The organism is Arthrobacter sp. zg-Y238 (assembly GCF_024385525.1).
GTDB lineage: Bacteria > Actinomycetota > Actinomycetes > Actinomycetales > Micrococcaceae > Arthrobacter_B > Arthrobacter_B jinronghuae.
Genome location: NZ_JANFLU010000001.1, coordinates 485,811 through 512,422 on the forward strand (window position 1 = coordinate 485,811; position 26,612 = coordinate 512,422).

Sequence of the window (26,612 nt, forward strand, 5' to 3'; positions counted from 1 at the left end):
CCGTTTCGCAAATACGAGGTATCCCAATTACTCTCTTCCTCACATAGTCCGGCTCCTTCACAGTGGTTGCAACGTGATGTACGTCACGTTCAACTTTGACTGTCAATGGAGACCCGATGAGAAGCATGAAGCCGAGAATGAAGGCCGGCGCACTCAGCGCCTTGCTCATTGCCAGCCTCGCTCTGGCATCCTGCAGTACGGCAACTGCAGAGGATGAACCCGCTGACGCAGAATCCGCTTCGGCAGCACCCTCCGGGAGCACCGACGCGTTGGCCGCCGCCTATGAGGGTACGGTCGGCACCCCGCCCACCGAATCGGTTCCAGTCCCCGAAGACCTCACGGTCTGGATTGTCTCCTGCGGACAGTCCCAGGTCACCTGCTCGACACCTTCCCAAGCTGCGGCGGATGCGGCGGAAGCGATCGGCTGGCAAAGCAACATCTGCGACGGCCAACTCAATCCCAACGGCTGGGCCAGCTGCATCCGTCAGGGTGTGGGCGCCGACGCGGACGTGATCCTTGTGATGGGCCAGGACTGCTCCAGTTTCCAGGGACCCCTCGAGGAAGCCCGTGCGGCAGGAATCACTACGGTCGGGGTCGGTGCCAACGACTGTGACATCGACGGCGGCGAGCCGCTGTACTCCGGCATAACCAAGAAGCTGGACGGACTGGACAACGAGCAGTGGTGGAACATGGTCGGTAAATTGCAGGCAGACTGGCTGATAGGCCAGACCGACGGCGATCTGAAGCTGCTGGAAGTGACGTTTGCAGACGCCAGGTTCGGACCCTGGATCAGCGACGGCCTGAACGCCGCCCTTGCGGACTGTGACACCTGCGAAGTCGTGGGAACACTGCAGCTGAGCAACCAGGACGCGGCGAGCGGCACCATGGCACAGAAGCTCTCCACAGCCCTGCTCCAGGCGCCAGATGCCAACGCCATCTCCGTTCCGCTGGACGGCTGGTTCCTGGCAGGTCTCTCGCAGGCCATTGTGTCTTCCCAGCGTTCCGACGATCTGGCCGTCATCGGCACCTTCGGTCAACGCAGCAACCTGGACCTGATTGCGGCAGGCGAAGGCCAAGACGCATCCGTTACCTTCAGCCTGGAGTGGGACGGCTGGTCCGGTGTGGACACCGCGCTGAGGCTGCTGGCTGATCAGGAGATTGCCACCTCCGGCGTTGGGCTCCAGGTGGTGGACGCGGAAACCAATATGCCCGCCGACGGCACCTCCTTCACATACAACCCGGAAATTGATTTCAAGCAGGCGTATCTGGAGGCTTGGGGCAAGTAGTGGCTGCGGACAACGAAAACCGCCGTTCCGTGCCCGCGGCAGCCGGGGGCACGGAACGTGCGGATGACCAAGCGGGAGCCGTTGCCTTGGCCGCCTATGGACTGGTGAAGTCATTCGCCGGCGCCAATGCACTCTCGGGCGTGGACCTGACGGTCAACGGCGGAACCATCCATGCGCTGCTCGGGGGCAACGGGTCGGGCAAATCGACACTGATCAAGTGCCTCGCCGGCGTCTACCAGGCCGATGCAGGCATGATCAGCATCCACGGAGAAAACCTTCCGGCCCGGCAGGTGACCCCGCGCCGCGCTCGTGCCGCCGGACTGAGGTTTGTTCATCAGGATCTTGGCCTGTTCGACTCCCTGAGCGTGGCGGAGAATTTCGCGTTGGATGCGGGCTTCCCCACCAATCCGCTGCACGGGATCCGTTGGCGGGAATTGCAGAACCGGGTGGACGGGTTGCTTGCGCATTACGCCATAGCGGTCCGGGCAACCGACCGATTGGGTTCGCTGCGGCCCAGCCAAAAAACCATGGTGGCCGTGGCACGAGCCCTCGCCGACCAGCAGGACAGCGAATACACGCTGCTGCTGGACGAGCCGACGGCGTCTCTCGCTGAGGACGAGTCCAGGGAACTGATGGCGGCACTGCGCTCCCGTGCCAACCACGGGCAGACAATCGTGCTGGTGACGCACCGTTTCCGTGAAATCGAGGAAGTTGCAGACCACGTAACAGTGCTCCGCGACGGCATCGTTGCCGGCGGCGGACCCGTGGCTGATACGTCCATCGCTGCCATCGTTGACATGATGTCGGGCGCCGGACCCGCGGGCTCCGGTCTTACAGCCGGACCCGCCGGACCAGCCGGACCCGTCAGCGAAGAGGCGGTCCTGGGAACTCCGGCGCCTCAGGCCCCGGGGGCCGGCACGCGGAGCCCCCTCTTCGAAGGCAGGGATCTTTCCAGATACCCGCTGACTGACGTAAACCTTTCGGTGGCGTCTGGTGAAATCGTGGGCCTGGCCGGGCTGGCCGGTTCAGGCCGCTCTACTGTCCTGCGCGCGATCTTCGGAGACACCTCCCTGGCCGGCGGAAGCATGAGCTTGGACGGATCGCCCCATGAGCCGTCCTCTCCCGCGGACGCGGTTCGTTCCGGCGTCGTCTTCGTACCGGAAAACCGCCACCGGGATGCAGCCTTCCTGGACCTCGGAGTACGGGAAAACGCCTCCGCCACCGTCATCGGGCGCTACTGGCGCAGGCTCGTGATGAACCTGCGGATGGAACGCGATGAGACCCACCGGCTGCTGGCCGACCATTCGGTTCGCGCTGACGGAATAGAGATCCCGATCAGCAGGCTCTCCGGCGGCAACCAGCAGAAGGTGATCCTGGCACGCTGGTTGCGGCGGAAACCCCGGCTGCTCCTGCTCGACGAACCAACGCAGGGAGTCGATGTGACCTCCCGCCGGGATATCTACCGGTCGCTGCGGGACATTGCAGCACAAGGGTGCGGAGTGCTGGTGGCCTCCAGCGACCTCGACGAACTCGCCGAGCTGTGCGACCGGATCCTGGTCCTGGTGGAAGGCCGTATCGTCGCCGATCTTGTCCCCGCGGACACCGGACGCAGCGAGCTTGCCGCTGCCGTGATGGCCGCAGACCACACCGTCCGTGCCACTCAAGAAGGATCAAAAGACTAATGGATAGCAGCCACACACCCCTCGAGACCCGGGAGGCCAAAGTTCCTGGTCCGGCCGGGCCGGAAAGCTCCCGGGCCCGGCCGCAACGCAGTGCGGGAGGCCGGCTTCTGGGCGCGCATCTGGAACGTTTTGCCCTCCCGCTGCTGCTGGTCCTGATCATCGCCTTCTTCGGCGTTTTCCCGGCCAGCTCCACTGTCTTTCTCAGCGGAGCCAACGTCTCGGTGGTGCTGGCAAACCAGTCCGTCGTTACCCTTGTCGCCCTCGCCCTGATATTTCCCCTTGTCGCAGGACACTTTGATTTCTCGGTCGGCGGTATCGCGGTCCTGAGCAGCGTAGTTACCGCGGCTTCCATGGCGCATTTTTCGCTGCCGCTGTGGCTGTCCTGCCTGCTCGGAGTGGCAGTAGCTGCGGTTGTGGGAGCGGTAAACGGGCTGCTTGTGGCACGGTTTGGGATGAACGCCTTCGTCTCCACCCTTGGCATGGCCACACTTTTGGGCGGACTCATCCAGTGGTACACCGGCGGGCTAGCCATCATCGGCGTGGATCCGGTGTTCACGAAGTTCGGCAGCAGCAGCTGGCTGGGCCTGCCGCGGGTGGTGTTCGTGGTGGCAGTGCTCGCTTTCCTGGCCTGGTATCTCCTGACACATACTCCCTTCGGCCGCTCCCTCTACGCCATTGGGTCCAACAACCGAGCCGCCGTCCTGGTGGGCCTGCCGCTGCGCCGCTACACACAGACCGCCTTTTGCCTCTCCGGAACCCTGGCCGGGCTGGCAGGAGTCATCCTTGCGGCACGAACGGGCGGGGCCAATGCGGACAACGGAACCTACCTGCTTTTCCCTGCCCTGGCAGCTGTCTTCCTGGGAGCAACCGCCATACTGCCGGGCCGCTTCAACGTTGTCGGAACCGTGTTCGGAGTGCTGTTCGTGGCGGTCAGCGTCAGCGGCCTGACACTGAGCGGCGCTGCCAACTGGGTGGACCAGGTCTTTAACGGCGTGGCTCTTCTTGTCGCCGTCGGGCTGTCCAGTTATCTCGGCCGGCGCCGTTCGGGCCAAGGGACGTAGCGAAAGGGCAGCTCAACCACCCCGACGAGAAGAAGGCGGTAGCCGCTCACCTATGCTGTCCCGCATGAAGTCCATCGATCTGAACCTCCTGCCGACGCTTCAGGCCCTGCTCCGGCTGCGCAATGTCTCGAGGACGGCCGAATACCTGCAGCTGAGTCAGCCGGCTACAAGTGCCGCGCTTTCCCGGCTGCGCCGCTATTTCGACGACGAACTACTCGTCCGTTCCGGCAGGCACTTCGAGCTCACCCCGCTGGCACAGGACCTGGTCCCGCTGGTGGACGAGGCGCTGCAGGGCCTGGACCGGGTCACCGGCATCCGCAGCAGGTTCGATCCCTTCACCAGCGACCGCGAGTTCACCATCGCAGCGTCGGACTACGCAGCAACGGTGATTCTGGAACCGCTGCGCCGCATCCTGCAGGTCGAGGCACCCGGTGTCAGCGTGAACGTTGTCTCGGGAGATGCGATGCCCCTGCACCAGGCCGATTTCACCCGCTGCGACCTGATGGTGGGACCCACCGGGTACTCCCTGCCCGGGGAGAAAAAAGCGGTCTTCCGGGACAGCTTTGTGGCGGTGGTCGATTCCGGGAATCCCATCGTGCTGGCGGAGCCCCTCCGTGCGGAGGACCTGGGCAGGCTCCCGCACGCCGTGGGTAACTTCGGTGCATCGATCAAAACCCCTGCCGACCTCTTCTGGGAAACGTTGGGGGTTGAACGCCGGGTCGCCGCGCAGGTATCCGGGCTGCTTGCCCTCCCGCTGCTCGTCGAAGGAACGGACCTGGTGGCGGTGGTTCCGAAAATGCTCGCCCTCAAATCCCAGCGGGGAGCAGGGATTTCGATCATTGAATTTCCCGCGGAGACGGAACCCGTGCTGGTGGAGGCCATGTTCTGGCACCCCAGCCGGGCCGAAGACCCGGCGAACCTGTGGCTCCGTTCCGTGGTCCAGCGCGCCTGCGCCCAACGGCACCCGGAGAACAACGTCGTGACCCGCACGGCGGAGGTCGGCGGGACACCGCGGCCCTGACGGTTCAGCCCCGCTCCGCGGCGCCGTCGTAACTGCGCGGCAGACGCTGCCGGGGCCGGGCACGCACCAGGGTGGATGCTTCACGGCGGGGTCCCACGGTGTTGGTGATGGTGCCGATGCCCTCCACCGTCATGCTGACGCTGTCCCCCGTCTGCAGGGGCGGCGGAGCCTGATCGCCGAGACGTCCCCACAGCTCGGCGAGGCAGCCGCTGCCGCAGGTGCCGGACCCCAGCACATCGCCCGGAAGCACCCGGGAATCCTGCGAGGCGTAGGCCACCAGCTCGGCAAACGGCCAGCCCATGTTGGACAGCAGGTCCTCGCCGACCCGGGACCCGTTGACGTCCACGCTCATCCGCAGGGCCAGGAAACCGTCGGAGTCGTGCCGGTGAGCGAACTCGTCGGCAGTGACAATCCAGGGACCCAGGGTGCCGGCGAAGTCCTTTCCCTTGCAGGGACCCAGACTGACCTTCATCTCCCGGCGCTGCAGGTCCCGGGCGGACCAGTCGTTAAATACCGTGTAACCGAAGATGTGCTGCTGCGCCTGCACGGCGCTGAGGTTGCTGCCGCTGCTGCCGCGGACCCGGCCGACGACGGCGGCGACCTCCGTTTCGAAATCCAGTTGGCTGCAGCCGGCCGGGATGGGAATCTCTTCACCCGTGGCCCGGATGGTGTGCGGATTGCTGAAGTAGAAGGTGGGGGCCTGATACCACTCCTCCATAACGCCGGGTGCGCCGTCGATGCTGATCCGCATCCCCTCGACGTGTTCCTCGAAGGCAACAAAGTCCCGCAGGGTGGCCGGGACCAGCGGAGCCAGCAGCACCACGGCGGACAGCGGCGCGGACGAGGCGGCTCCGATGACCCGGTCCGCGGTTGCCAGGGTCTCCTCCAACCCGGCCTCGAGCAGGTCGTTGGCAGTCTGTCCCGCGGGAAGTGCGTAGGCCCGGTCCTCATGGATGAAGCCGGAGCGGACCTCGCCGCCGTCGTTCCAGCGTGCGAGCTTAACCATCGATTTCAATTCCTTCCCTAGAAGCGGCAGCACTGGCTCCGGCCTCTGCACGGCCCGCCCGGACCCCGAGGGCCGCGGCATTGCCGGCGAGGATTTCCTGCTCCTCCCGGACGGAAAGACCGGCGGCTCGAACGTCCCCTATCGGGTCTTCCGAGCCCATGTCGAACGGATAGTCGGAGCCCAGCAGGATCCGGTCCGCCCCGGCGGCCCCGGCCAGTGCGTGCAGTTCGGCAGGACTGTGGGTGAGCGAGTCGAACCACAGGCGGCTGATGTACGACGACGGCGGGGCGGCGCAGCCGCGTGCCTCCGGCCGAACCCGCCAGGCATGGTCGGACCGGCCGAGCGTGGTGGGCAGGTATCCGCCGCCGTGTGCCGCGATGACCCGCAGCTCCGGATACCGGTCCAGCACCCCGGCGAAGATCAGGTGGGAGAGTGCGACGGCGTTTTCGGCCGGCTGCGAGACGGTATTCGCCAGGTAGAACCGGTCCAGCCGCTCATCCAGCGAGCATCCGAAAGGGTGCAGGAAAACGAGCGCGCCGAGTTCTTCGGCCCGGGCCCAGAAAGGCTCCAGGCGAGCGTCGGACAATTCCACGGTCCCGGCGTTCGGCCCCTGTCCCGGGACCCGGTCGAATCCGGGGGCGTAGGACCCGATTTCCACCCCCAGCAGGCCGCAGTCGAGCACCGCGTGGTCCAGTGCCGCGACCATGGCCTCCGGGTGCTGCAACGGAACCAGGCCCAGTCCCGCAAGCCGGCCGGGGGCGGACGCCACCAGCTCCATGACCGCGGTGTTCGCGCGGCGGGCGATTTCCCCGCCGAGCTCGGGGCCGGCGAAATAGTAATAGTGCGACGGCGAGGGCGAGACCAGCTGCACGTCGACTCCCGCGGCATCCATGTCCGCGAGCCGCCGGGACAGGTCCACCAGCCGCGGCCAGCGTTCACGGATCATGGCGCCGGAGACTTTCACCGATTCGGGTCCCTGCCGGCGGGCATCGAGCTCCTGGGCAGCAGCAAACTCCGCCGGAGCGCTGGCCGCCACATACTCCTGCAGCGCCGGCAGCACCACGTGGGCGTGGACGTCCACGACCGCGGGCCCGGACTTCTTTCCGGTCATGCGGGCTGGCTCACGGTTGCCGCAACTTTAGCGATCACGCCCGGCACGTCGGCGTCACGCATCCGGCCTTCGAGCATCCACTGTCCCAGCTGCACCGATCCCCCGATGACGGTGCGGGCCCGTTCCAGCCGTCGCTGCGTGAAGGCCTCCCAGAGTGACTCATCCAGCCTTTCCCGGCTGGTCAACAGATCCGCCAGGACCGCCCCGTCTTCCACGGCCATGGCCGCTCCCTGGGCAATGGTGGGCGGGCAGCTGTGGGCGGCGTCGCCGATAATCACGGCCCTGCCGCGGTTCCAGGGTCCGTCCACCAAGTGGGCGGTGAACCGGGTGTAGTTGATCCGCGCACTGTGGTCCAGGCTGGCCCGGATCTCCGTCCACGGCCCGCCGTAGGCTGCTGCAAGTTCGGTCATGATCTTCGGGCCGTCCTCCACCCTGCGCTCCTGGGCGTCCTCGACCAGGTAGGCGTACATGCTGTCCTGGCCGGTGGGGCAGTACCCGGCAATGTAGCAGGGCCCGCCGTAGGTCAGATCGGTGCGGACCACGTCGGCCGGCCGGTCCACGAATGCCCGCCAGATTCCCATCCCGGTGGGCTCCGGTTCGGTGGTGATCCCGATCGCGGCCCGCACCGTCGAGTGCAGCCCGTCGGCGCCGATCAGCAGGTCATAGGTGAGGCGGTCGCCGTCGTCGGTAATGACCGTGACTGAACCAGCGTCCTGTTCCACCCCCTTGAGCCGCCTGCCGTAGCTGATCCGCACTCCGGCATCGGCGGCGCGGCGCCTGAGCGCGTCGGTAAGGTCCGGCCGGTACATGCCCAGGGTGGCGGGCAGGTCCGGCCCGCCGGTCCGGACGTCGTCAACCACGGACAGCACGGTTCCCGCCGGATCCGGTGCGCGGAAGCCGAGCTCGCTGAAGGCGAAGCCCTTGCTGGCAATCTCGTCCCAGATGCCGAGCTGCCGGAAGATCCGCAGGGCGTTGCCCTGCAGGGTGATGCCGGAGCCGAGCGGGGACGGTGCCGCTTCCTTCTCCAGCACTTCCACGTCCACGCCCGCGTCGGCCAGCAGAATGCCCGCCGTTAACCCGGCTGCGCCCGAACCGACAATGCCTACCCTGTTCACAGCTGCCATGATGCAAACTCCCTTGTTTTCATTCCGGCGGATTATGTAACGGCTTACTTCAAGGCGATGGGATTAACCGGCGAGCCGACGGCACCGGTGATCGGCAGCGGAGCCGCGGTCAGCAGAAAGTCATATTGGCCGTCCGCCGCGCAGGACGCGGCAAGCTGCTCCGGGTCCCACATTTCGCCCAGATAAAGGCCGAGGTTGGGGATGGCGATCTGGTGCAGCGGCTGGAACGCGGTGTCGAACTCGTTCGGCCGGACCTCGAAACCCCACGTGTCGGTGGCGATCCCGGCGATCTCGCTGCGATGCAGCCAGGGCGCCATGCTGAAGGAAAGCCCCGGCGCCGGCCCGCCCGCATAGTCCCCCCACCCCTGCCGCAGGGTCCGGGCATACTGGCCGGTGCGCAGCACCACGATGTCACCGCGCCGGATCTCCGAGCTGGGCCCCTGCTTCTCGATGGTGGCCTCGATGTGCTCGGCGGTGATGGCGAATCCGTCCGGCAGCTCCCCGTCGTCGCTGCCCGCGCCGGGGCCCAGCGCCCGGCCGACGTCGAGCAGCACGCCCCGGGTCACGATCCGGGCCGCCGCGGTCTGGATTCCGGTGAGCTGGTCACCTTCGCTGGTCACCACCTGCCCCGCCCGCCGGCCGTTCCAGGCCTTTCCCCGGTCGAAAATGTGGCCGAGCCCGTCCCACTGCGTGGAGCACTGCAGCGGCATCGCGATGAAGTCGTCGGCTCCTCCGATGCCGTGCGGAAATCCCTGGTTGCCGAACTCGGCTTCCGTGCCCGTGTCGGTCATGGTGTGGACGGGGTTGATGCGGCGGCGCCAGCCCTTCTGCGGACCGTCGGTATTGAACGGCTGGGACAGGGAGAAGGTCTGGCCGGTGCGGACCAGCCGGGCGGCCTCCACCCGCTTGGCCTCGTCGATGAAGTTCAGCGTGCCCAGGACGTCATCCGGACCCCAGCGCCCCCAGTTGTTGTGCGCAGCCGCCATCGCCTCGATGCTTCCCAGCGCGTCGTCGCGGCGGATCAGCTCCTGGTCTTCGGCATTGATTCCGGTCACGGTGCCACCTCATCCCTGCAGCGCACAAGCTGCGTTCCCAACCCGGTAATCGTGCCTTCCATAACGTCGCCGTCGCGGAGCAGCCGCCCCCAGTGCGCCCCGTTCCCGGCGGGGCTGCCGGTCAGAACCAGGTCCCCGGGCAGCAGCGGCATCTGCTGGGAAGCATGCGAAACCAGCTGGGCCACGGTGAAGATCATGTCGGCGGTCGATTCCGACTGCATGGTGTCGCCGTTCAGCCGCAGCGTCACCATCAGGTCCTGCGGATCCGCCACGAACTTTGCGGGCAGCACCAGCGGTCCGGTCGGCAGGAAACCCGGGGCGTTCTTGGACCGGTACCAGTCACTGCCGATGGCCGGCATGTCCTTGCGGAAGACCAGGTCCCGGGTAGTGATGTCGTTGACCATCGTGTAGCCGAAGACGTAATCCAGGGCCTCCTCGGGGCTCACACGGAACGCCCGCTTGCCGACGACGGCGGCGAGCTCCAGTTCCCAGTCATGGGACTGGCTGTAGGCCGGGAGCACCAGATCCTCGGTGGCGGAGGCCATCGCCGTCGGGAGGCCGATGAAAAAGTACGGGGTACCCTCGCCGGCCCGCCGGTCCATCGTGGCGGCGGTCCGTGCCCGGATTTCCTCCTCCGTGCCTTCACCGTCGCGGTGCGCCACTGCCAGGTCAATCACGTGCTGGCGGTAATTGGCCCCGGCCTGCAGGACCTGCTGCGGCCGCAGCGGCACAAGCACCGTGAGGTCCGCGTAGTCCAGCCAGCCGGCGGACTCACCGGCGGACTCTTCCGCAAGCCGGTCCAGCTGGCCCTCGGCCTTGTCCCAGTGTTCGATTACCGCTTCCAAGGTGACCCTGTTTCCGGGCAGGTCCAGGTTCGTGTCCGTCAGCGGCAGGACGCGGCCGCCGGATTCCAGTCCGGCCCGGGTCTCACCGGTGCCCGGGTCCCGAAACGTGATCAGCGAGTAGGTCATCGACTTAGCCCCTGCCGTGCTTGGCGTAGGGGTTGATCAGCGCTTGTTTCATTTCCTCCGAGGCGCCTTCCTCCGTGGCAGTGAACCCGTCCGCCAACGGGAAGGATTCGGTCAGCGAATGCGGCATGGCCCCGTTGCGGTAGAAGTTGTTTGATCCCTGGGAAGGCGTCCAGGTGCGCGGCTCCCAGTCCGGCACGTAGTTGCGGTAGCCGCCCGAGTTCAGTTCCACCCGCAGCGCACTCGGCTCCCGGAAGTACAGGAAGTTCTGCTCTCCGATGCCGTGGATGGAGGGGCCGTATTCCATCGGGGTGCCGTTTTCCATCAACACGTCTGCGGCGCGGAGCAGGTCCTCATGGGAATCCACCCAGAACGCGATGTGGTTGACGCGTCCGGCCCGGCCCGAGGTATCCATGACCACCCCCAAATCGTGCGATTTTTCATTGGTGGTAAGCACGGAGAAGACGGTGATCGGCGCCTCGTCCAAGGTGGTGAAGGCCATGATCCGGAAGCCCAGGGCAGCGCTGTACCAGTCGGCGAACCCGGTGACATCGCTGCTGGCCACGGTCACGTGATCCAGGAAGCGCGGCGCCGCGGCATGGCTGCTCCGCCGTTCCGGCCGGTCCGGGTAGATGGATTTCCAGTCGGGTTCCGCTACATACGGTTCCACTTCGTAGAACAGTTTCATCGGGTGCCCGTAGGGGCCGGTGAACTGATAGGCCTTGCCGTGCGCGTGCCCGCCCGGAATCCATTCGCCCTGCACACCCGCGGCTTCCACGTTTGCCGCCGCCGCCTCGAGTGCCTCAGCGGAGGCCGTGCGCCAGGCCATGTTCGCCAGGGACGGTTCTTCCCCTGGCCGCACCACCAGGCTGTACCGGTAGTGGTCACCCCAGCAGCGCAGATAGGAAACGCCGTCAAGGGAATCCACCAGGCGCATGCCGAACTTCTCCACGTAGAACCGGGTGGAGGCCTCGACGTCGGGGCTGGTGATTTCCAGGTGTGCCAGATGGGAGAGCAGTCGTTCCACGGGCTTTCTCACAATCGTTAGGTGCGGAGCTTTTCAGAACCTAACTGTGATCGTCACCACGTAGTTGTGGAAGCGCTCTTTTCCTATGGCAGGTATCCATGCGGTGGATGGCCGGCCGGGCCCGCTCCGAAGGGCCCGGCCGGCCTCCTCCACACGCGGGTCCCTCGGCCTCATCGGGCGTTGAAGCCCGCGTCCACGGGGAGAGTCACGCCGGTGATATACCGGGCGTCGTCGCTCACCAGGAAAGCAATCGCGTTGGAGATATCGATGGCCTCGACCCACGGAACAGGCATCAGGTTCTTGACCGCATCGCCGCTGTCCGGGTTGTCGGCGAACAGCTTCTCGAGGACCGGATTCTGGACCATGGGGGTCGCGACTCCCGTCGGGTGGATCGAGTTGACGCGAATGTTCTGCGGGCTGAGCCAGTTGGCGAACGATCTCATGAGCCCCACGACTCCGTGTTTGGCGGCGGCATAGCCGGTTCCGGCTCCACCGTTGCCGCCGGTTCCCTTGAGGCCCTGGGTGGAACTCGTCAGGACGATGGAGCCCGCCTGCTTCGCGATGAGGTTTGGCACAGCAGCAATCACCGTGTTGTAGACGCCTGTGAGGTTGACGTCGATGACATCGAGGAAAGGCTGCTCGCGATCACCACTCAGTCCGAGAGGTGCAATGCCTGCGTTGGCCAGGATGATGTCGATGGGGCCGACGGTAACCTCGCCCTCCTTGACCGCCTTCTCGAGCGCGGCGAGGTCGCGTACATCAGCCTGCTGGGCGAAGATCCGGCGGTCGAGAGCTTCGACGAGGCGCACCGTCTCGGCAAGGTCCTCCGGGGTCGCCATGTCGTATTCGACCGACTCAATTTGACTGCAGATGTCGACGGCAATGATGTCGGCACCCTCCTCCGCCAGCTTGATGGCGTGGCTTCGCCCCTGGCCTCGTGCCGCACCGGTGATGAACGCTACTTTTCCGTCGAGCTTGCCCATGAGGGACTCCTTCATGCGTCGAGTCAGGAAACGCCGTTGATTCCCGACAGTGCCCGACAAGCTAACATGCGGTGCCATCCGGTGGGGAGCAGAATGTACTCGATTTTCGCCGGGCCGCTTTTAGCCGGCCGAACGCGCCGGCACCGGCGCGGTGGCCCAGAACGCCAGCGCGGCGACCGGCAGCACGACGCCCAGGCTTGTGAACAGCTCCAGCGCCGCCGGGCCCTGGCCGCTGACGACGCCGGTCAGCATCATGGTGACGGTGATCGAGGACAGCATAAACACCGGCACCAACACCACTAGCAGGGCGATGCCCGCGCCGCGGACCCCGGCCCGCCGTCGTCGTACCGCCACCCACAGCGCCGGCAGCACCAGCGCGATCCAGACCCAGTGATGGAACCAGGAAATCGGCGAGATCGCGAGCATCACGACGGCGTTCGCGCTGATTGCCGCCACGGTGTCACCGCGCGCGTCCGAGCGGCGGATGGCGAAGAAGCCCAGCACGACGACGGCGGCCGAGGCCAGCAGCCAGAGCGGACGCTGCAGCGCCTCGGGTGTCCCGACATGCGCGAGGAGCGAATTCAGCGACACGTTGTACATGTCCGTGGTGTCCCCGACGCGGTCGGAATTGAAGAGCGAGTCGAACCAGAAGGTCCGCGACTGCTCCGGCGACGCGAGCCAGCCGACGGCAATAGTGGCGGCGAACGTGGCGCCCATCGTCAGGATGGCCCGCCAGTCGCGGCGGACCAGGAAGATCAGCCCGAAGGCCAGCGGGGTGAGTTTGATGCCGGCGGCGAGCCCGATGAGGATGCCGCGCGGAATCTTTGACGACGCCGGCCGGAGCAGGTCCGCGACGATCAGGAGCATCAGCATCGGGTTGATCTGGCCGAAGCCCAGTCCTTCCCGCCACGGTCCGAGCACGCCGATCAGCAGGGTGGCGAGGACCGCGACGCCGGCGCTGCCGCCCAGGGCGGTGTGCAGCCGCGGCGGCAGCACCTCGTTTTCCGTGAGGTAGCGCGCAACCAGGAAGGCGGTCAGCACCAGGCAGGCGCACGACGTCACCGTCAGCAGGACCAGCCCCACGGCCTCGGGGAGAACCGCGAACGGCGTCAGCAGCAGGGCGGCGAAGGGCGGATACGTGAACGGCAGGCCGCGGGTGTCCGTTTCGACCAGGCTTGGGTCATACAGCCGGTGCTCGCCCAGGCCCAGGAAGGCCCGGGCCCCTTCGCGGTACACGGTGAAATCCAGGCCGTGGATCTGGGCGCCGAGGACCACCAGGACCAGGGCGGCGGGCAGGCCGAGGGCGAGCCAGAGGATCCGGGTGCGGGGACGGGACGCCGGGTCCGCCGTTGATAATGCCATGCCTGCCAGTTTAGACGGCGGCATCACGGCGCGTTATTGGGCCTGGGGGTTCCTTCTGCGTTCCTGGCAGGTGGGCCCTAGCGGCGTCTCGGGTTCGGAATCGGGGTCGATGCCAGGGCCCGCTGCGCGGCCAGGATCCCTGTCAGGGTCCCGGGCTTGGCGTAGACCTTGCCCTCGGGGGCTGCGTCCGGGGCGGCGGCTTCCGCGGGCCCTGCCGCTGGGGCGCGCAGATTCAGGCACATAAAGGTGCTGTTGGGGTCGGCGCGGTAAGTGCCGAACGGCGGGCAGACGGAGAAACCGTGGCGCTGATACAGCCGCCGGGACGAGGCGAAGAACTCCTGTGTTCCGGTTTCCAGCAGCAACGCGATGTAGCCGCGGGCACGGGCGTTCGTGATGATCTGCTGCAGGAGCATCTGCGCAACACCCCGTCCGCGGGCGGACTCGACCGTCCGCATCGAGGTGATTTCGCCGTATTCGCCTGCTGCTCCTCCGAACAGCGGAGGAAGTTCCTTCAATGCGCCGCAGCCCAGCAGGGCGCCGTCTTCCCGGACCGTCCAGAAAGTGACCGAGGGGTCCCGCAGCGACGGAGGAGTCAGACCCGCGGCTACCGTTCCGGCGGGATACAGCAGGTCGCGGTTCTCTGCGAGCAGGGCCCGGACATCCCCTTTGCCCGGATCGTCCCGGATTACGCTCACCCGGTGCGCCTCCAGAGCGCGCGGTCCGTCCTGCCCTCCCCGGACGGCGGGGTGCGTGTCGCGGACGTCCGGGATAAGGGGGAGGGCCGCCGTCGTCGCCTGCTGGTCCGCACCGGCGAACGGCACCCGACCCGGAACGCGGATCGGCGGCGGGGTGGGGGTGGAACCGGGCATTTCTACTTCTTCCAGCTTTGAAACGGAGACGGGGGGCTCCTGGGGTGTATCAGGGACGAAAGGCTGTTGTCCCGGCAGGGCGGCGTCGGCGACCTGCCGCCTTGCAGCTGGTGGCGCACGCCGCGTCTTCTCAGCCAGAGTCTAACCGGTGCCCGCCGTGACGGCGGACACCGGCGTCAGCAGGCGAGGTTAGCGGTCGGTGAGCTCCCGGGCGGCGGCGGCAAGCTCGGCGATCCGGGGATTGGATTTCTCCAGCTCGGCTGCGTGCTCGGCGACAACCTCTTTCTTGGTCCCAAGGATTAGTGCGTCGAATTCATCCCGCACGCCCGTTTCCAGGGAGCAGTTGTAGTACTTCACGGCCAGGGCAGCTTCGGCGGGAGTGGGTGCGTACGTGATTTCGACGTCGGCGGGAATGATTTCCACACCGGAGGCCTGCTTCGGGCCGCTGCGCTCCGGGTATTCCACTGCCGTACCGAGCTCGACGTCCGACGTGAAGCCGTACAGCTCGCCGGACGCCGGCGTTACCGGCGCCCCGTCGTCGATCAGGCACTGGACCACTTTCTGCTGGAGGGGTGCCAGGGCCTCAAACGTCCGGTCCGCCAGGCCGCCGGCCAGTTTGCTGCTGAGCCGGTTGTAGTCGATCAGGCTTTGCTCGGCGTTGTCTCCCAGTGCAGCCCAGGCTTTTGTGTTGCAGGCTTCGGACACTGCCTCGAAGGCGTCGTCATGCACAAAGACCTTGGCCGGTGACGGGCCGAACTGTTCGCCGCGGAGCCCGCTGGACGTGGCGTCCTGCACGCTTTCGAAGAACGCGTCATTGGTGGTGAGCTGGTCCAGGAGATCGGCGCGCCACTGCACGGCCGGTTCGTCCGGGATGAACGCCTCGTATTCGGGATAGCCGTTGTCCGCGTAGCACTGGAAGCGGAGGGTGTCCTGGGCTAGGTGAATGGCCTCCATATCTTCGGCCAAATAGATTTCGAACGGGTCACCCGAGGACTCCGAAACGGGTGCCAGGCCGGAATCGGCGGCACAACCGGCGAGAGCGGCGGCTCCGAGGGCGATGACCCCGAGGCCGGCCAGATAACGACGACGCCGGGCCGGGGTGACGGCCTCGGCGGCCGGTGCGGGACTAACGGGGGAGAGTCGGTTGCGGTTCATGGTATGCCTTTCGAGACTGAATCCAGGGTGCGGTGCCGGACCGGCTCATCGGGAGCATGTCCGTAGAACGACAGCAGTAATCAGGTGGAGCAGGCAGTGCTGGTGGAGCGAGTGGTGCAGGGAAGCTGAGGACGCGGGTCAGGCGGTTCGGAGCCGCCGGGACCGGAGCCGCTGGTCCGCGGCGGTCAGTGCTGCCGTGGCCAAGGCCAGTATTAGGAACGCCCATTCCCAGTGGGCGGTAACTGGACCAGGTAAGCCCGAGGCGGCAAGCCAGGTTTCGAGGGACCCTCCGGACCAGAGCCGGACCAGCAACGGCGTCGATGCCACGGCCAGGCCAGCAGTCCAGGGGATCATCCGGCTTCCGCTGACCAGGACCATTCCGACGGCCAGCATCAGCGCCGCCGCTGCCAGTGTCAGGGACCGGGCATCAACGGCGACCACGCTTGTGGCGTCGTAGAAGAACAGGGCGGCACCGCCGGCCAGGCGGCTTACGGCCAGCAGCAAACCCGCCAGTGAGGCAGCGGTCGTGACGGCAGCCAGCAGGACACGGCGGGAAGCGCCGGCAGCGGGATTGCCGATCAGGGCCAGCAGCGCCAGGCCGCTGAGCACCAGCATGGGCGTAAGCGGCGGTGCGAGGATTCCCGCGACGGCGCCGGAGAGTGGAATCAGCGGAGCTGCCACTGCCGCGCTGAGATGCAGTGTCCGGCGCAGGGAGTGCCGGCCGGCCAGTGCAGCAACGAATCCGGCGAGCAATGCCAGGTAAACCGCCGCGGCCGCCGTCGTGAACGGTCCCGCGGCCAGGAACGCCTCGCCGAACCCCTCGCCCGTGGGCCGCCAGCGCAGCGTGCCCGGCCGGACCCACGGACCACATTCGCCCAGCAGTGTCAGGGTGAGCGCAAGGTAGGTGGCCAGCACGGTGGCGGTGAAGGCGATGCCGTTGCGTCGCCGCCGGCCCACGCTGCCAAGCAGTTCTAAGCCGCGGGTAGCCAGGCCGTTGCCTATGAGGTTGAGTAGTTCGGCCGGGGTGGCCTTGGTGCGGTGCTCGGAACGGGCGACGTAGAGCAGTACGCCGATCAGTTCCTCGCCCTGCTCCCGGCGCCAGCGGCGCGGGTAGGCTCCCAGCGCCCGGGTGTAGGTGGCCTCCAGTTTGGAGGCTCCGCCGTTCATGCTCCGGCCTGCGCTGCACGCAGTCGCAGCTTCGACATGGCCTGCCGGGCGTTGGCTGCCAGACGGTCCGCTTCCCGAGCGAGGGTGGCGGCGCCGCCGTCGGTAATCCGGTAGTAGCGGCGGGCTCGGCCGTCCACCACGTCCTCGCCGGAAATCTCCACCAACCCGTCTTCCCGCAGCCGGTCCAGCACCCCGTAGAGGGTGCCGGGCTGCAGCTTCACCCGACCGCCGGAGAGATCCTTCGTCTCTGCGATCAGGGCGTAGCCGTGCTTGGGTCCGTCAGCCAGGGCCGAGAGGACCAGGAAGGTCGGTTCGCGCATTTCATGCTTGCTCATGCTGAGAACGATAGTCAGAAAAACTGAATATAGGGAAGAAATGTATATAACGGTTGGGTCACGGTTGTTTCACTGCTGCCTGGGCTATGGGGTCCGGATTTGCGGGGTCGTAATCGCGGCTGAAAGTCCTTGCCATACTCATGTTCGGAGCCCGGGCAGCCGGACGGCGCACTACTGCCATATTCCTGCAGCTGGCTTCCGTGGCTGCAAGCATCGCCCTGGCGGTCATCCTCGGCGTCACGGATCCACCCATCCCGGTGCATCCGCTGGTGTTTGCCCTCTTTGCCGTAGCGGGTCTGCTGGCGTTGAGTGGTGACCCCATCGGGACCCCGCTGCTCCGAAACGTTGTCCTCATCGGCGCGCCAGCACTTGGTGCTTTCCTCACCCTCACCAGCTATCTGCAGGGCGGGGGAGCCCAGCGCACCTTCTGGGGCGGCCCCTACCTCATCAATGACCAGCGGTTGGCATGGTGGTCCCTGGAACTGGTGGTTCTTGGCGCGGTTCTTGCTGCTGCCGGGCACAAGGTGCGCCCCTGGGCCTGCCTTGTCCTTATCCCGCTGATGTCCCTCCCGCTTTCGGGCATGTTCCTGATGCTTGGGGGCAACAGCGGCATTGGACTTGTCGGGATACCGCCCGAGGTCTTTTACTTCGGTCGCTCGTCCATTGGCGTCCTCAGCGCGTGGGTGGCCTGGAAGCGGCCCGTGCTGAGCTTCCCGGGCAGGGGTTCCGCACCTGCCGCCTGACCGGGTGTCCGGAGAGATGGAATCCGGGCCGGACGCCCCTGCGGTTTGGGGAAAACCCTGCGGTTTGTGGCAATCCCTGCGCTGCGCGGCGCAGGGATCCGTACAAACCGCGGGAATCTGCGCAGCGCGTAGGGACAAACCGCAGTGCAGCGCGTAGCGAAAAACCGCAGGGATTCGCCCGCCGTTGAGCCCGGGTGGCCCCTACCCCTTCATCACCTTTTCCAGGACGGCCTGGAATCCCGGGCTCACCCGGATCATCACTGTGCCGTCGTCGGACACCTCGGTCAGCTGCTCGTAACCGGTTCCGTTCCACCAGTAGACGTGCGGACTCGCCGGACCGGGGGAGTCGCTGTACCCCGCGGCCGCGAAGTAGGCCATCCCGTTCGCTGTTCCGATGACGGAAGAATCCTCGATGACATGCCACATCAAGGCATTCGGTGCTCTTCCAGGATTTTCCGGGTTCTGCCGCCCCGCCGGCAGGGAATCCCTGAATGTGGAAAACCTCAGCAGCCGACCCGCAAGCGGAAGGCAAACCGTCAGGTGTCCAGCTTGGCCAGCAGGGCTGCCAGCGCCTCCCGCTCGCCGCTGTCCAGGGCCGCCAGCAGTCGGTGTTCGGTGGCCACATGGTGCGGGAGGGTGGCGTCGACGGCGGCCCGGCCGGCGTCGGTCAGGGTCACCTGCTTTCCGCGCCGGTCCACGGAACTGGGGGAACGCAGTACGTATCCCTGCTCCTCGAGCCGGTTCAGCCGCTGCGCAATGGCGCTGGAAGTGACCATGGAAGTGGCGGTGAGGTCCTTGGGGCTGAGCGTATAGGGCGGACCGGACCGGCGCAGTGTGGCCAGCACGTCGAAGGACGCCGCATCCAGGCCGTGCTTGGCGAAGGTTGCGGCCAATTGTTCATCGAACCGGCGTGCCACCCGGGACAGCCGGCCGACCACGGCCACGGGGGAGACATCCAGGTCCGGCCGCTCCGCCGCCCACTGCCGGAGAACCATGGCCACGTGATCGTTCATGAATGCACCCTAGCAATTAACTAAGCACTTAGCTATGTTTGCTAAGTGCTTAGCAAAACTGGACTTCTGGTCGCGACGACGGCCCTGGCGCCGATCGTCTGGGGCACCACCTATATCGTGGCCGCGGAACTGCTGCCGCCGGACCGTCCGCTCCTGGCTGCGCTGCTGCGCTCGCTGCCCGCGGGCCTGCTGCTGCTCCTGTTGGTGCGGCGGCTGCCCCGCGGCGGCTGGTGGTGGCGCTCGGCCGTGCTGGGGACATTGAACATCGGGCTGTTCTTCGCCCTGCTGTTTGTGGCCGCGTACCGGTTGCCCGGCGGGGTGGCCGCCACCGTGGGTGCGGTGCAGCCGCTGCTGGTGGCCCTGTTCGCCTCGCGGTGGATCGGCGAACGCCTAACCGGGCGGAAACTGGCGGCAGGCGTGGCCGGGCTGGCCGGCGTCGGACTGCTGGTACTGCAGGCCCAGGCACGGCTGGATGCCTTGGGTGTGGCCGCCGCGCTGGGAGGAGCGGTGGCTATGGCGGCCGGGGTGGTCCTGACGAAGAAGTGGGGCACACCGGACACGCTGCTGGCCACCACGTCCTGGCAGCTGGTGGCCGGCGGGTTGTTCCTGCTGCCGGTGGCCCTGCTGGTGGAGGGTCCGCCGCCGGCACTGACCGGCGTCAACCTGGCCGGGTACGCCTACCTCGGCGTGATCGGCACGGCACTGGCCTACTGTCTCTGGTTCCGGGGCCTGCACCGGCTGCCCGCCTCAAGCACCGCACTGCTCGGGCTGCTCAGCCCGGTGGTTGCGGCCGCCGCCGGCTGGCTGCTCGCCGGGCAGGTCCTCAGTCCGGGCCAGTGCCTGGGCGCGGCGATGGTCCTGGCCACCCTGGTGCTGGCCGGCCCGGCCGGACATCGGCGTGCCACCGCCGCGGCCGTGCGCACACATGATGTGCTGGGCCGGTCGGTTTCCCCACGCTGAAACGAGGTCCCGTGTTCACAGGTCTGTCCGCCTTTCCCCTGACACCCGTTATCAACGACACGGTGAATGAGGACCTGTTTGCCGCGCTGGTCCGCCGCGCGGTGGCGGCCGGGGTGGATTCCATCGGTGCTTTGGGCTCCACCGGAAGTTACGCCTATCTGTCCCGCGAGGAACGACGCCGGGTGGCAACGGCCGCGGTGCAGGCGGCCGGGGCGGTGCCCGTGATCGTAGGGATCGGAGCGCTGCGGACCTCCGATGTCCTGCGCGGAGCGGAGGATGCCCAGAACGCCGGTGCCGCCGGCCTGCTACTCGCGCCGGTGTCCTACCAGCCTCTGACCGAGGACGAGGTGGCCGGCCTGTTCGAGGCCGTCTCCGCCGCCAGTTCGGTGCCCATCTGCATCTATGACAATCCCACCACCACCCGGTTCACGTTCACGGACGAGTTCTATGCCCGGCTCGGTGCCCTGCCGCAGGTGGAGGCGGTGAAGATTCCGCCCCGGCCCGTTGACGAAGCGGAGCGGCGGATCCGGGAGGTGCGGGCCGCGCTGCCCGCCAATGTGGCCCTGGGAGTCAGCGGCGACGAGTTTGCCGCCCCCGCACTGCTCGCCGGCGCGGACGTGTGGTTCAGCGTGCTGGGCGGCACCCTGCCGGATCTGGCGCTCGCCATCGCCCGCGCCGCGCAGACCGGCGACGCCGAGACCTCCCGGCGTTTGTCGGCGCAGCTGGCACCGGTCTGGGAATTGTTCCGGCAGTTCGGCAGCCTGCGGGTGACCTCCGCAATTGCCGCGGAGCTGGGCCTGCTGCCGAGGGAGAATCTGCCGGCCCCTCTGCGGCCGCTGTCCGGGGACGTTCAGAGGGGGATCGGCGGAGTGCTGCGGAAGCTTCTAGGTTCAGCGGCCGGTTAACGCATGGCGCGTCCCGCCGCAGGACGCAAAACTCCTCCGGTTTGGGAAAAACCCCACGGTTTGGGAAATCCCTGCCACGGCGCAGCGGAGGGATTTCCCAAACTGGAGGGAAAACGCACAAACCAGCGGGTTTCGCACCTGATTTCCGGGCTGCAGCACGCAAAAACTCCTCCGCTTCGGGAAAACCCCTCAGTTTGTGACAAATCCTGCCGCGCGCGGCGCAGGGATCCGGACAAATCGCAGGGATCCGGACAAATCGTAGGGAATCGGACAAATCGTAGGGAATCGGACAAACCGCAGGGATTCGGACAAACCGCAGGGATTCGCACCTGATTTCCGGGCTACACCGCAGACGCCGGGCTACACCGCAGACGCCGGGCTACACCGCAGACGCCGGGCTACACCGTCGGAGCCGGGGCCCCCGGAGCCGGAGCCTCCCGCTCAGCCGGAGCCTCCGCAGGAAGCAAAACTCCTCCGGTTTGGGAAAACCCTGCCGGTTTGGAAATCCCTGCCACGGCGCAGGGGAGGGATTTCCCAAACTGGAGGGAAAATGCACAAACCGGCGGGAAACCAGTCGACCTACACCGCAGAAGCTGGCGCAGCCTCCGGCTCCGCCGGTTCTTTCCCGTCAGCCAGGCCACGGGCGGCCCGCAGCCCCAGATACACCCGGTCCCGGGCAAACGGCGTCCGGGTAAACCGGATCCCGGTGGCATCCCGCAGGGCATTGGCCAGCGCCGGAGCCACGGGATTGAAGGGGCTTTCGCTCATGGACTTGGCGCCCATCGGGCCGAGGGAGTCGTCCGTTTCCGCGAAGAAGATCTCCGTGCGCGGCACGTCGGCGAACGTGGGGACGTGGTACTGGCGCAGGATCCGGGTTTCCACCGTGCCCTCCGCGTCGATCCGCACCTCCTCGAACAGGGCCGCCCCGAGTGCCTGGGCAATGCCGCCCTCGATCTGGCCACGGCACTGCATCGGATTGACGACGACGCCAGCGTCCGCGGCGTGCACGCTCTGCAGGATCCGGATTTCTCCTGTCCCTTCATGCACCGCCACCCGGAAGCCCTGCACGTTGAACGCGACCGACCGCGGAGTGCCACCCCACCGGCCCTCCGCAGACAGGTCGATGCCCGCCTCGCGGGCCCGGGCAGCGACGTCGGCCAGGGGTACGCGTTCGCCGCCGCATTCCACCGCGTCGGCCAGCAGATGCACCTGCGCGGAGGTGTGGCTGAACAGGGACGCGGCGAAGCCCTTGAGCAGGGTGGCCAGTTCCTCCGCCGCTGCCAGCGACGCCTTGCCCGCCACCACGGTGCCGGTGGAGCCGTACGCGCCGGTGTCGTGGTCCACCAGATCGGTGTCCGACTGCCGGATCACCACCCGGTCCGCGGTGGTGTGCAGCGCCGTCGAGACCAGCTGCGCGTGCACGGTGGTGGTGCCGTTGCCGAACTCGGCGGTGCCGACGTCGAGCCCGTACCGGCCGTCTTCGCGGAGGGAGATCTTTGCGTGGCTGATGTGCCCGCGCGGCGGCACGGTGTCGATCATGGCGACGGCGGTGCCCTCACCGATCAGCCACCCGCCGTCGTCGGCCGCCGAAGACGAACCGTCGCCGGAGGGCGCGGCTGGAACAAGCTCCGCGCCGGAGGTCTCCGGCCGCTCCCGCCCCACGGTCAGCGCACCGGAGACCAGCTCCAGGCACTGGTCGAGGCCGTAGCTGCCGTAATGCACGTCTTCGGCAGGTTCGGGGGCGGTGGAGACCATGCGGTCACCGTGCGCCACCACGTTGCGGCGCCGGAAGTCCAGCGGATCCATGCCCAGGCCGCGGGCGAGTTCGTCCATGGCGGACTCGATCGCGTAGATCATCTGGCTCAGCCCGTAGCCGCGGAACGCCCCCGAGGGCAGCGTGTTGGTGTAGACGGAGCGGGCGTCCACCTTCTTGTTGGCGCACCGGTATACGGCCACGGATTCCCCGCAGCCGTGGAACATCACGCCGGGGGCATGGTTGCCGTAGGCCCCGGTGTTGGCGGTGACATCCAGGGCCAGCGCGGTCAGGGTGCCGTCCGCGGCGGCCCCGGCCCGGACCTTCACGGCGAAGGGGTGGCGGGTGGTGGTGGCGGTGAACTGCTCCTCGCGGGTCAGCTCGAGCTGCACCGGCCGGTTCAGCTTCAGCGCGGCCAGCGCGGCGAGGTCCTCGGTGAGCACTTCCTGCTTGCCGCCGAACCCGCCGCCCACCCGGCCGGCGAGCACGCGCACCGAGGCTAGCTTCAGCCCGAAGACCCGGCACAGCGTCCGCCGGACCAGGAACGGCACCTGCGTGGAGGTCCGCACCACCAGCCGGCCGAGGTCATCGAAGTACGCGATCGAGCCGTGCGTCTCCAGCGCCACGTGCTGCAGGCGCTGGCTGTAGTAGGTGTTCTCGTGCACGACGTCGGCCGCTGCGAGGCCGGCGGCGATGTCGCCGACCTCGGAGTGCAGTTCAGCCACGACATTGCCGGCGGTGCCGGGATGGACCTCCGGAGCGCCGGGTGCCAGGGCCGCCTCGGGATCCAGGACCGCGGGCAGCAGCTCATACTCCACCTTCAACGCACGCACGCCTTCGGCCGCGGCGCCCACGGTGTCGGCGACGACGGCAGCCACCCGCTGGCCGCGGAACCGGACTACGTTGTCCAGGACCCGGGTGTCGTCGGGATCGTCGGTGTGCAGTTCGTGCTGGGCGGTGGAGAAGAGCTGGTCCGGTGCATCTTCGTGGGTGAGCACCGCTTCGACGCCGGGCACGGCCAGCGCGGCGCTCGCATCAATGGACAGGATCCGGGCATGGGCGTGCGGGGAGCGCAGGATCTTCAGGTGCAGCAGCCCGGGCAGGTCCTCCGCCGGGACATCCAGGGTGTAGCGGGCACGGCCGGTGACGATGTCCGGTCCGGCGGGAGCGGGCACGTTGGCGCCGACAGTCCGGGCACCGACGGTCGAGGCGGGGTTTGCCGTCTGCGCTCCGTCGGAGGTTGGATCGCTGTCAGCGGTGCTCGTTTCGGTGTGCCGGTGCCCGCAGACGGCATCCTCAATGCTCCGGTAGCCGGTGCAGCGGCAGAGGTTGCCCTTGAGGTTCCGGGGTAGGTTCTCCTTCTGCTGCTCGTCGAAGGTCGCGGCCGTCATCACCATGCCGGCGGTGCAGAACCCGCACTGGAACCCCTGCGCGTCCAGGAACTGCTGCTGCATCGGATGCAGTGCGTCGGCGCCGGCCACGCCACGGCCGTTGGCCGGCCCCGCGGCGTCGGCCAGTCCCTCGATGGTGGTGATCTCCCGGCCCTCGGCCCGGACCGCGGGGTAGATGCAGCTGTGCACGGGCTTGCCGTCCACATGCACCGTGCACGCGCCGCAGTCGCCGGCGTCGCAGCCCTTCTTGACGCCCAGGTTCCCCTGTTCGCGCAGGAAGGTGCGCAGGCACTGGCCGGGGAAGGGGGAAGCCTCCACCTCGGCCTTGTTGATCCGGTAGGTCACAGGGAACCGTCCTTTGGTGCAGGTGCAGGTGCAGGTGCGGGTGGGGGTGCGGAAGCCGGTGCGGCTGCGGCCACGGAAGCAGGTGCTGACGCGGGTGCGGCCAGCTCCGCGCGGATTTCCTCCGCCAGGCGGTAGGTCATGTCCTGCCGCCATTCGGGCAGTCCGTGCACGTCGTCGTGCCAGAGTCCGGCGTCGATGGCATTCTCCAGCCCGGCCCGCAGTCCGGCGGCGTCGGGCACAGCGGGGAAGCGCAGCTGGACCGGACGTTTCGTGGCCGCAGTGACGGTCAGGACAAAGGTGCCGTCCTCATCGGTTCGCCCGATCAGCAGCACCCCGGACCGGCCCAGGTTGGTCAGCGAGAGCCGCCGGAATGCAGTGCGCGCTCGCAGCGCGGCGGCGGGAAGCCAGATGCTGCGCAGCAGTTCGCCCGGCGCCAGCGCGGTACGCCCGTCGCCGGTCACGAGTTCGGCCACCGGCACCCGGCGGGAGGCGCCGCCGGGGGAGTGGATCAGTCCGACGCCGTCCAGCGCCGCGGTCAGCGAGGTCATGGGCCCGGCGGGCAGGCCGGTGCAGATGTTCCCGCCCACGGTGGACACGTTCCAGACCTTGAAGGAGGCCACGAAGGAGTCGCAGCACGGCTGCACCAGGTCCAGTGCCGGCCAGGCCTGCCGGAGCCCGGGCGGTGCGGCGTCGGGGAAGGCATACAGCTCGGCGATGGTGCAGGTGGCGGCGATCTCGAGTCCGTTGTCGTTCAGCACCAGCGGTTCCCAGCCGGCTGCCGTGACATCCAGCAGCCGCTGCAGGGTTTCACTGCCGTAGGAGAACAGCACGGTGCCGCCGGCGAGCCAGGCGTCACCGGGACGCCACTGCTGCGGGTCCGCGGTGCGGATCAGCTCGGAAACGGTGGGCAGGTCCATAGAGGTTTCCTCAGCTGGCGCGGAGCCGGTTGGTCGGATGGATGGGTCCAGAAACGTCGCGCAGCGGCTGTCCGCTGGCGGCCGCTCCGGACCGGGCGGCCACGATCTCCGCGAAAACGGACACCGCGGTCTCCTCGGGGGTGGCGGCGCCGATATCGAGCCCGATGGGGGAGTGCAGCTTCGCCACCTCGGGTCCGGTCAGCCCGGCCGTATGCAGGGCGGCCAACCGGGCGTCGTGGGTCCGGCGCGACCCCATTGCCCCGACAAAGGCCAGCTCCCGGCGCAGGGCCTCGGCCAGGACCGGGACGTCGAACTTGGCGTCGTGGCTGAGCACGCACACCACGGTGCGGGCGTCCAGCCGCCCCGCCGCTGCCTCCCCGCGCAGGTAGGAGTCCGGCCACTGCACGTGCACCTCGTGGGCGTCGGGGAAACGACTCGGATTGGTGAACGCAGCCCGTGCGTCGCAGATGGTCACGTGGTAGCCGAGCATCCGTCCCTGCCGGGCAAGGGCCGCGGAAAAGTCGTTGGCGCCGATCAGCACCAGCCGCGCCGGCGCCAGCCGGGACTCCAGGAACAGGACGGCGCTGCCGCACTCCGGCCCGCCGGATTCCCGCAGCTCGACGACGCCGGTGCGGCCGGCTGCCAGCAGCGGAGCGAGGCGGGCGGCGGCACGCGCCGGGTCGACGCCAAGCAGCGCGGCCAGCACGGGGCCGTGGGCGGAAAGCAGACCTGCAGGCGTGGCCGCTGCCGGGTCCTGGATCAGCAGCGGAACGGAAGCCGCGCCGTCGTCGATCCGCCGGAGCAGTGCGCAGGGCTCGCCGGGAGGCGGAACGGAGGGAACCGTGCCGGGGAATACCGGGGAGATGAAGACGTCCATGGTGCCGCCGCAACTGAGTCCGACGGCGAACGCATCGGTGTCGCTGTAGCTGAAGGACTCGAACCGCGGGCGGCCGTCGGCGAGGACCTCCTCGGCGGCGGCGGCGACGGCGGCCTCCACGCAACCGCCCGAGAGGGACCCGGAAATGACTCCTGTGCCGCTGACCAACATGGTGGTGCCGACGGGCCGGGGAACGGAGCCGGAGGCGCGGACGATCGTCGCCGCGGCGCAGGGAATACCGCCGGCCGTGGCGGCTGCCAACTCCTCCAACATGTCCAACAATGCGGCCTACCCTCCGGCAACCCGGCGGCAACCGCCACCGGTTAGCCCAGTAACCAAAGCGGTGAGTTCCCCCTGCGGGAAATGACGGGCAGGGGCCTTAAGTCCGCAAAACAATGAAACATTTCAAAAGCGCATTACTTTGTATCTGCGAGCGGCGAAAGAATGTTCTTCCGGCACCGTAAATCCGGTCCAAAACCCGCAGGGCTCCGGTAAT

Annotated in this window: 24 protein-coding genes; 7 read left to right on the forward strand and 17 right to left on the reverse strand. The window is 67.6% G+C overall.

What is annotated here, in order from left to right; all coding sequences use genetic code 11:
- The first annotated feature begins 116 nt into the window (after positions 1–116).
- The 4 genes from NNX38_RS02445 to NNX38_RS02460 all read left to right on the forward strand — a co-directional run bounded on the left by NNX38_RS02445 (position 117) and on the right by NNX38_RS02460 (position 5,050).
- Complete coding sequence (locus NNX38_RS02445) at positions 117–1,286, forward strand: substrate-binding domain-containing protein (RefSeq protein ID WP_255796564.1); 1,170 nt, start codon at positions 117–119, stop codon at positions 1,284–1,286.
- On the forward strand, positions 1,286–2,968 hold the full coding sequence (locus tag NNX38_RS02450; RefSeq protein WP_255796565.1) for a sugar ABC transporter ATP-binding protein: 1,683 nt from the start codon (positions 1,286–1,288) through the stop codon (positions 2,966–2,968). The genes NNX38_RS02445 and NNX38_RS02450 overlap by 1 nt, the downstream gene beginning before the upstream one ends.
- Positions 2,968–4,029: an ABC transporter permease gene (locus NNX38_RS02455; protein WP_255796566.1), complete on the forward strand. Its 1,062-nt coding sequence runs from the start codon at positions 2,968–2,970 to the stop codon at positions 4,027–4,029. Before NNX38_RS02450 ends, NNX38_RS02455 begins: the two co-directional genes overlap by 1 nt.
- 64 nt (positions 4,030–4,093) lie before the next feature.
- On the forward strand, positions 4,094–5,050 hold the full coding sequence (locus NNX38_RS02460; protein ID WP_255796567.1) for a LysR family transcriptional regulator: 957 nt from the start codon (positions 4,094–4,096) through the stop codon (positions 5,048–5,050).
- Between the two features lie 4 nt (positions 5,051–5,054).
- Here NNX38_RS02460 and NNX38_RS02465 read toward each other — a convergent pair whose 3' ends face one another.
- From NNX38_RS02465 to NNX38_RS02520, 12 genes are all read right to left on the reverse strand, one after another.
- Positions 5,055–6,056, reverse strand: coding sequence for a fumarylacetoacetate hydrolase family protein (locus NNX38_RS02465; protein ID WP_255796568.1), 1,002 nt, complete (start codon positions 6,054–6,056; stop codon positions 5,055–5,057).
- Complete coding sequence (locus NNX38_RS02470) at positions 6,049–7,167, reverse strand: amidohydrolase family protein (protein ID WP_255796569.1); 1,119 nt, start codon at positions 7,165–7,167, stop codon at positions 6,049–6,051. The genes NNX38_RS02465 and NNX38_RS02470 overlap by 8 nt, the downstream gene beginning before the upstream one ends.
- Entirely contained in the window at positions 7,164–8,291 is a 1,128-nt protein-coding gene (locus NNX38_RS02475; RefSeq protein ID WP_255796570.1) for an FAD-dependent monooxygenase, read from the reverse strand. The genes NNX38_RS02470 and NNX38_RS02475 overlap by 4 nt, the downstream gene beginning before the upstream one ends.
- A 44-nt stretch (positions 8,292–8,335) precedes the next feature.
- Positions 8,336–9,277 (reverse strand): cyclase family protein, encoded by a 942-nt coding sequence (locus NNX38_RS02480; RefSeq protein ID WP_255796755.1) that lies wholly within the window; start codon positions 9,275–9,277, stop codon positions 8,336–8,338.
- Between the two features lie 65 nt (positions 9,278–9,342).
- Complete coding sequence (locus NNX38_RS02485; protein WP_255796571.1) at positions 9,343–10,317, reverse strand: fumarylacetoacetate hydrolase family protein; 975 nt, start codon at positions 10,315–10,317, stop codon at positions 9,343–9,345.
- 4 nt (positions 10,318–10,321) lie between these two features.
- Entirely contained in the window at positions 10,322–11,341 is a 1,020-nt protein-coding gene (locus NNX38_RS02490; protein ID WP_255796572.1) for a VOC family protein, read from the reverse strand.
- Between the two features lie 170 nt (positions 11,342–11,511).
- Entirely contained in the window at positions 11,512–12,324 is an 813-nt protein-coding gene (locus tag NNX38_RS02495; RefSeq protein ID WP_255796573.1) for a mycofactocin-coupled SDR family oxidoreductase, read from the reverse strand.
- A gap of 120 nt (positions 12,325–12,444) precedes the next feature.
- Positions 12,445–13,686 (reverse strand): glycosyltransferase 87 family protein, encoded by a 1,242-nt coding sequence (locus tag NNX38_RS02500; RefSeq protein ID WP_255796574.1) that lies wholly within the window; start codon positions 13,684–13,686, stop codon positions 12,445–12,447.
- A 77-nt stretch (positions 13,687–13,763) separates the two neighbouring features.
- Positions 13,764–14,555 (reverse strand): GNAT family N-acetyltransferase, encoded by a 792-nt coding sequence (locus NNX38_RS16880; RefSeq protein ID WP_370646352.1) that lies wholly within the window; start codon positions 14,553–14,555, stop codon positions 13,764–13,766.
- Between the two features lie 189 nt (positions 14,556–14,744).
- Complete coding sequence (locus NNX38_RS02510) at positions 14,745–15,710, reverse strand: hypothetical protein (protein ID WP_255796575.1); 966 nt, start codon at positions 15,708–15,710, stop codon at positions 14,745–14,747.
- A 138-nt stretch (positions 15,711–15,848) separates the two neighbouring features.
- Positions 15,849–16,877: a hypothetical protein gene (locus NNX38_RS02515; protein WP_255796576.1), complete on the reverse strand. Its 1,029-nt coding sequence runs from the start codon at positions 16,875–16,877 to the stop codon at positions 15,849–15,851.
- Positions 16,874–17,212 (reverse strand): PadR family transcriptional regulator, encoded by a 339-nt coding sequence (locus NNX38_RS02520; protein WP_230022403.1) that lies wholly within the window; start codon positions 17,210–17,212, stop codon positions 16,874–16,876. The genes NNX38_RS02515 and NNX38_RS02520 overlap by 4 nt, the downstream gene beginning before the upstream one ends.
- Positions 17,213–17,352: 140 nt before the next feature.
- Here NNX38_RS02520 and NNX38_RS02525 point away from each other — a divergent pair, with 140 nt between their 5' ends.
- Positions 17,353–17,955, forward strand: a complete 603-nt coding sequence (locus tag NNX38_RS02525) for a hypothetical protein (RefSeq protein ID WP_255796577.1) — start codon at positions 17,353–17,355, stop codon at positions 17,953–17,955.
- A 201-nt stretch (positions 17,956–18,156) separates the two neighbouring features.
- Here NNX38_RS02525 and NNX38_RS02530 read toward each other — a convergent pair whose 3' ends face one another.
- Both NNX38_RS02530 and NNX38_RS02535 read right to left on the reverse strand, forming a co-directional pair.
- Entirely contained in the window at positions 18,157–18,384 is a 228-nt protein-coding gene (locus NNX38_RS02530) for a hypothetical protein (RefSeq protein ID WP_255796578.1), read from the reverse strand.
- A 107-nt stretch (positions 18,385–18,491) separates the two neighbouring features.
- On the reverse strand, positions 18,492–18,968 hold the full coding sequence (locus NNX38_RS02535; RefSeq protein ID WP_255796579.1) for a MarR family winged helix-turn-helix transcriptional regulator: 477 nt from the start codon (positions 18,966–18,968) through the stop codon (positions 18,492–18,494).
- 45 nt (positions 18,969–19,013) lie between these two features.
- Between NNX38_RS02535 and NNX38_RS02540 the strand changes: the two genes are divergently transcribed.
- Positions 19,014–19,928, forward strand: coding sequence for an EamA family transporter (locus NNX38_RS02540; RefSeq protein WP_255796580.1), 915 nt, complete (start codon positions 19,014–19,016; stop codon positions 19,926–19,928).
- An 11-nt stretch (positions 19,929–19,939) separates the two neighbouring features.
- On the forward strand, positions 19,940–20,833 hold the full coding sequence (locus NNX38_RS02545) for a dihydrodipicolinate synthase family protein (protein WP_255796581.1): 894 nt from the start codon (positions 19,940–19,942) through the stop codon (positions 20,831–20,833).
- Positions 20,834–21,412: 579 nt separating this feature from the next.
- Here the strand turns inward: NNX38_RS02545 and NNX38_RS02550 are convergent.
- The 3 genes from NNX38_RS02550 to NNX38_RS02560 are packed head-to-tail and all read right to left on the reverse strand — an operon-like array spanning position 21,413 to position 26,389.
- A complete protein-coding gene (locus NNX38_RS02550) occupies positions 21,413–24,322 on the reverse strand; it encodes a molybdopterin cofactor-binding domain-containing protein (protein ID WP_255796582.1) in 2,910 nt (969 codons plus the stop codon).
- Positions 24,319–25,239 (reverse strand): xanthine dehydrogenase family protein subunit M, encoded by a 921-nt coding sequence (locus tag NNX38_RS02555; RefSeq protein WP_255796583.1) that lies wholly within the window; start codon positions 25,237–25,239, stop codon positions 24,319–24,321. Before NNX38_RS02555 ends, NNX38_RS02550 begins: the two co-directional genes overlap by 4 nt.
- Positions 25,240–25,249: 10 nt before the next feature.
- A complete protein-coding gene (locus NNX38_RS02560; RefSeq protein ID WP_255796584.1) occupies positions 25,250–26,389 on the reverse strand; it encodes an XdhC family protein in 1,140 nt (379 codons plus the stop codon).
- Positions 26,390–26,612: the final 223 nt, after the last annotated feature.

Coding starts and splice junctions, on each gene's coding strand:
- NNX38_RS02500 (WP_255796574.1), bottom strand. CDS start 13,686: ATGGCATTATCAACGGCGGACCCGGCGTCCCGTCCCCGCACCCGGATC.
- NNX38_RS02485 (WP_255796571.1), bottom strand. CDS start 10,317: ATGACCTACTCGCTGATCACGTTTCGGGACCCGGGCACCGGTGAGACC.
- NNX38_RS02445 (WP_255796564.1), top strand. CDS start 117: ATGAGAAGCATGAAGCCGAGAATGAAGGCCGGCGCACTCAGCGCCTTG.
- NNX38_RS02495 (WP_255796573.1), bottom strand. CDS start 12,324: ATGGGCAAGCTCGACGGAAAAGTAGCGTTCATCACCGGTGCGGCACGA.
- NNX38_RS02525 (WP_255796577.1), top strand. CDS start 17,353: ATGTTCGGAGCCCGGGCAGCCGGACGGCGCACTACTGCCATATTCCTG.
- NNX38_RS02460 (WP_255796567.1), top strand. CDS start 4,094: ATGAAGTCCATCGATCTGAACCTCCTGCCGACGCTTCAGGCCCTGCTC.
- NNX38_RS02475 (WP_255796570.1), bottom strand. CDS start 8,291: ATGGCAGCTGTGAACAGGGTAGGCATTGTCGGTTCGGGCGCAGCCGGG.
- NNX38_RS02515 (WP_255796576.1), bottom strand. CDS start 16,877: ATGAACGGCGGAGCCTCCAAACTGGAGGCCACCTACACCCGGGCGCTG.
- NNX38_RS02470 (WP_255796569.1), bottom strand. CDS start 7,167: ATGACCGGAAAGAAGTCCGGGCCCGCGGTCGTGGACGTCCACGCCCAC.
- NNX38_RS02520 (WP_230022403.1), bottom strand. CDS start 17,212: ATGAGCAAGCATGAAATGCGCGAACCGACCTTCCTGGTCCTCTCGGCC.
- NNX38_RS02560 (WP_255796584.1), bottom strand. CDS start 26,389: ATGTTGGAGGAGTTGGCAGCCGCCACGGCCGGCGGTATTCCCTGCGCC.
- NNX38_RS16880 (WP_370646352.1), bottom strand. CDS start 14,555: ATGCCCGGTTCCACCCCCACCCCGCCGCCGATCCGCGTTCCGGGTCGG.
- NNX38_RS02510 (WP_255796575.1), bottom strand. CDS start 15,710: ATGAACCGCAACCGACTCTCCCCCGTTAGTCCCGCACCGGCCGCCGAG.
- NNX38_RS02455 (WP_255796566.1), top strand. CDS start 2,968: ATGGATAGCAGCCACACACCCCTCGAGACCCGGGAGGCCAAAGTTCCT.
- NNX38_RS02555 (WP_255796583.1), bottom strand. CDS start 25,239: ATGGACCTGCCCACCGTTTCCGAGCTGATCCGCACCGCGGACCCGCAG.
- NNX38_RS02535 (WP_255796579.1), bottom strand. CDS start 18,968: ATGAACGATCACGTGGCCATGGTTCTCCGGCAGTGGGCGGCGGAGCGG.
- NNX38_RS02480 (WP_255796755.1), bottom strand. CDS start 9,277: ATGGCGGCTGCGCACAACAACTGGGGGCGCTGGGGTCCGGATGACGTC.
- NNX38_RS02465 (WP_255796568.1), bottom strand. CDS start 6,056: ATGGTTAAGCTCGCACGCTGGAACGACGGCGGCGAGGTCCGCTCCGGC.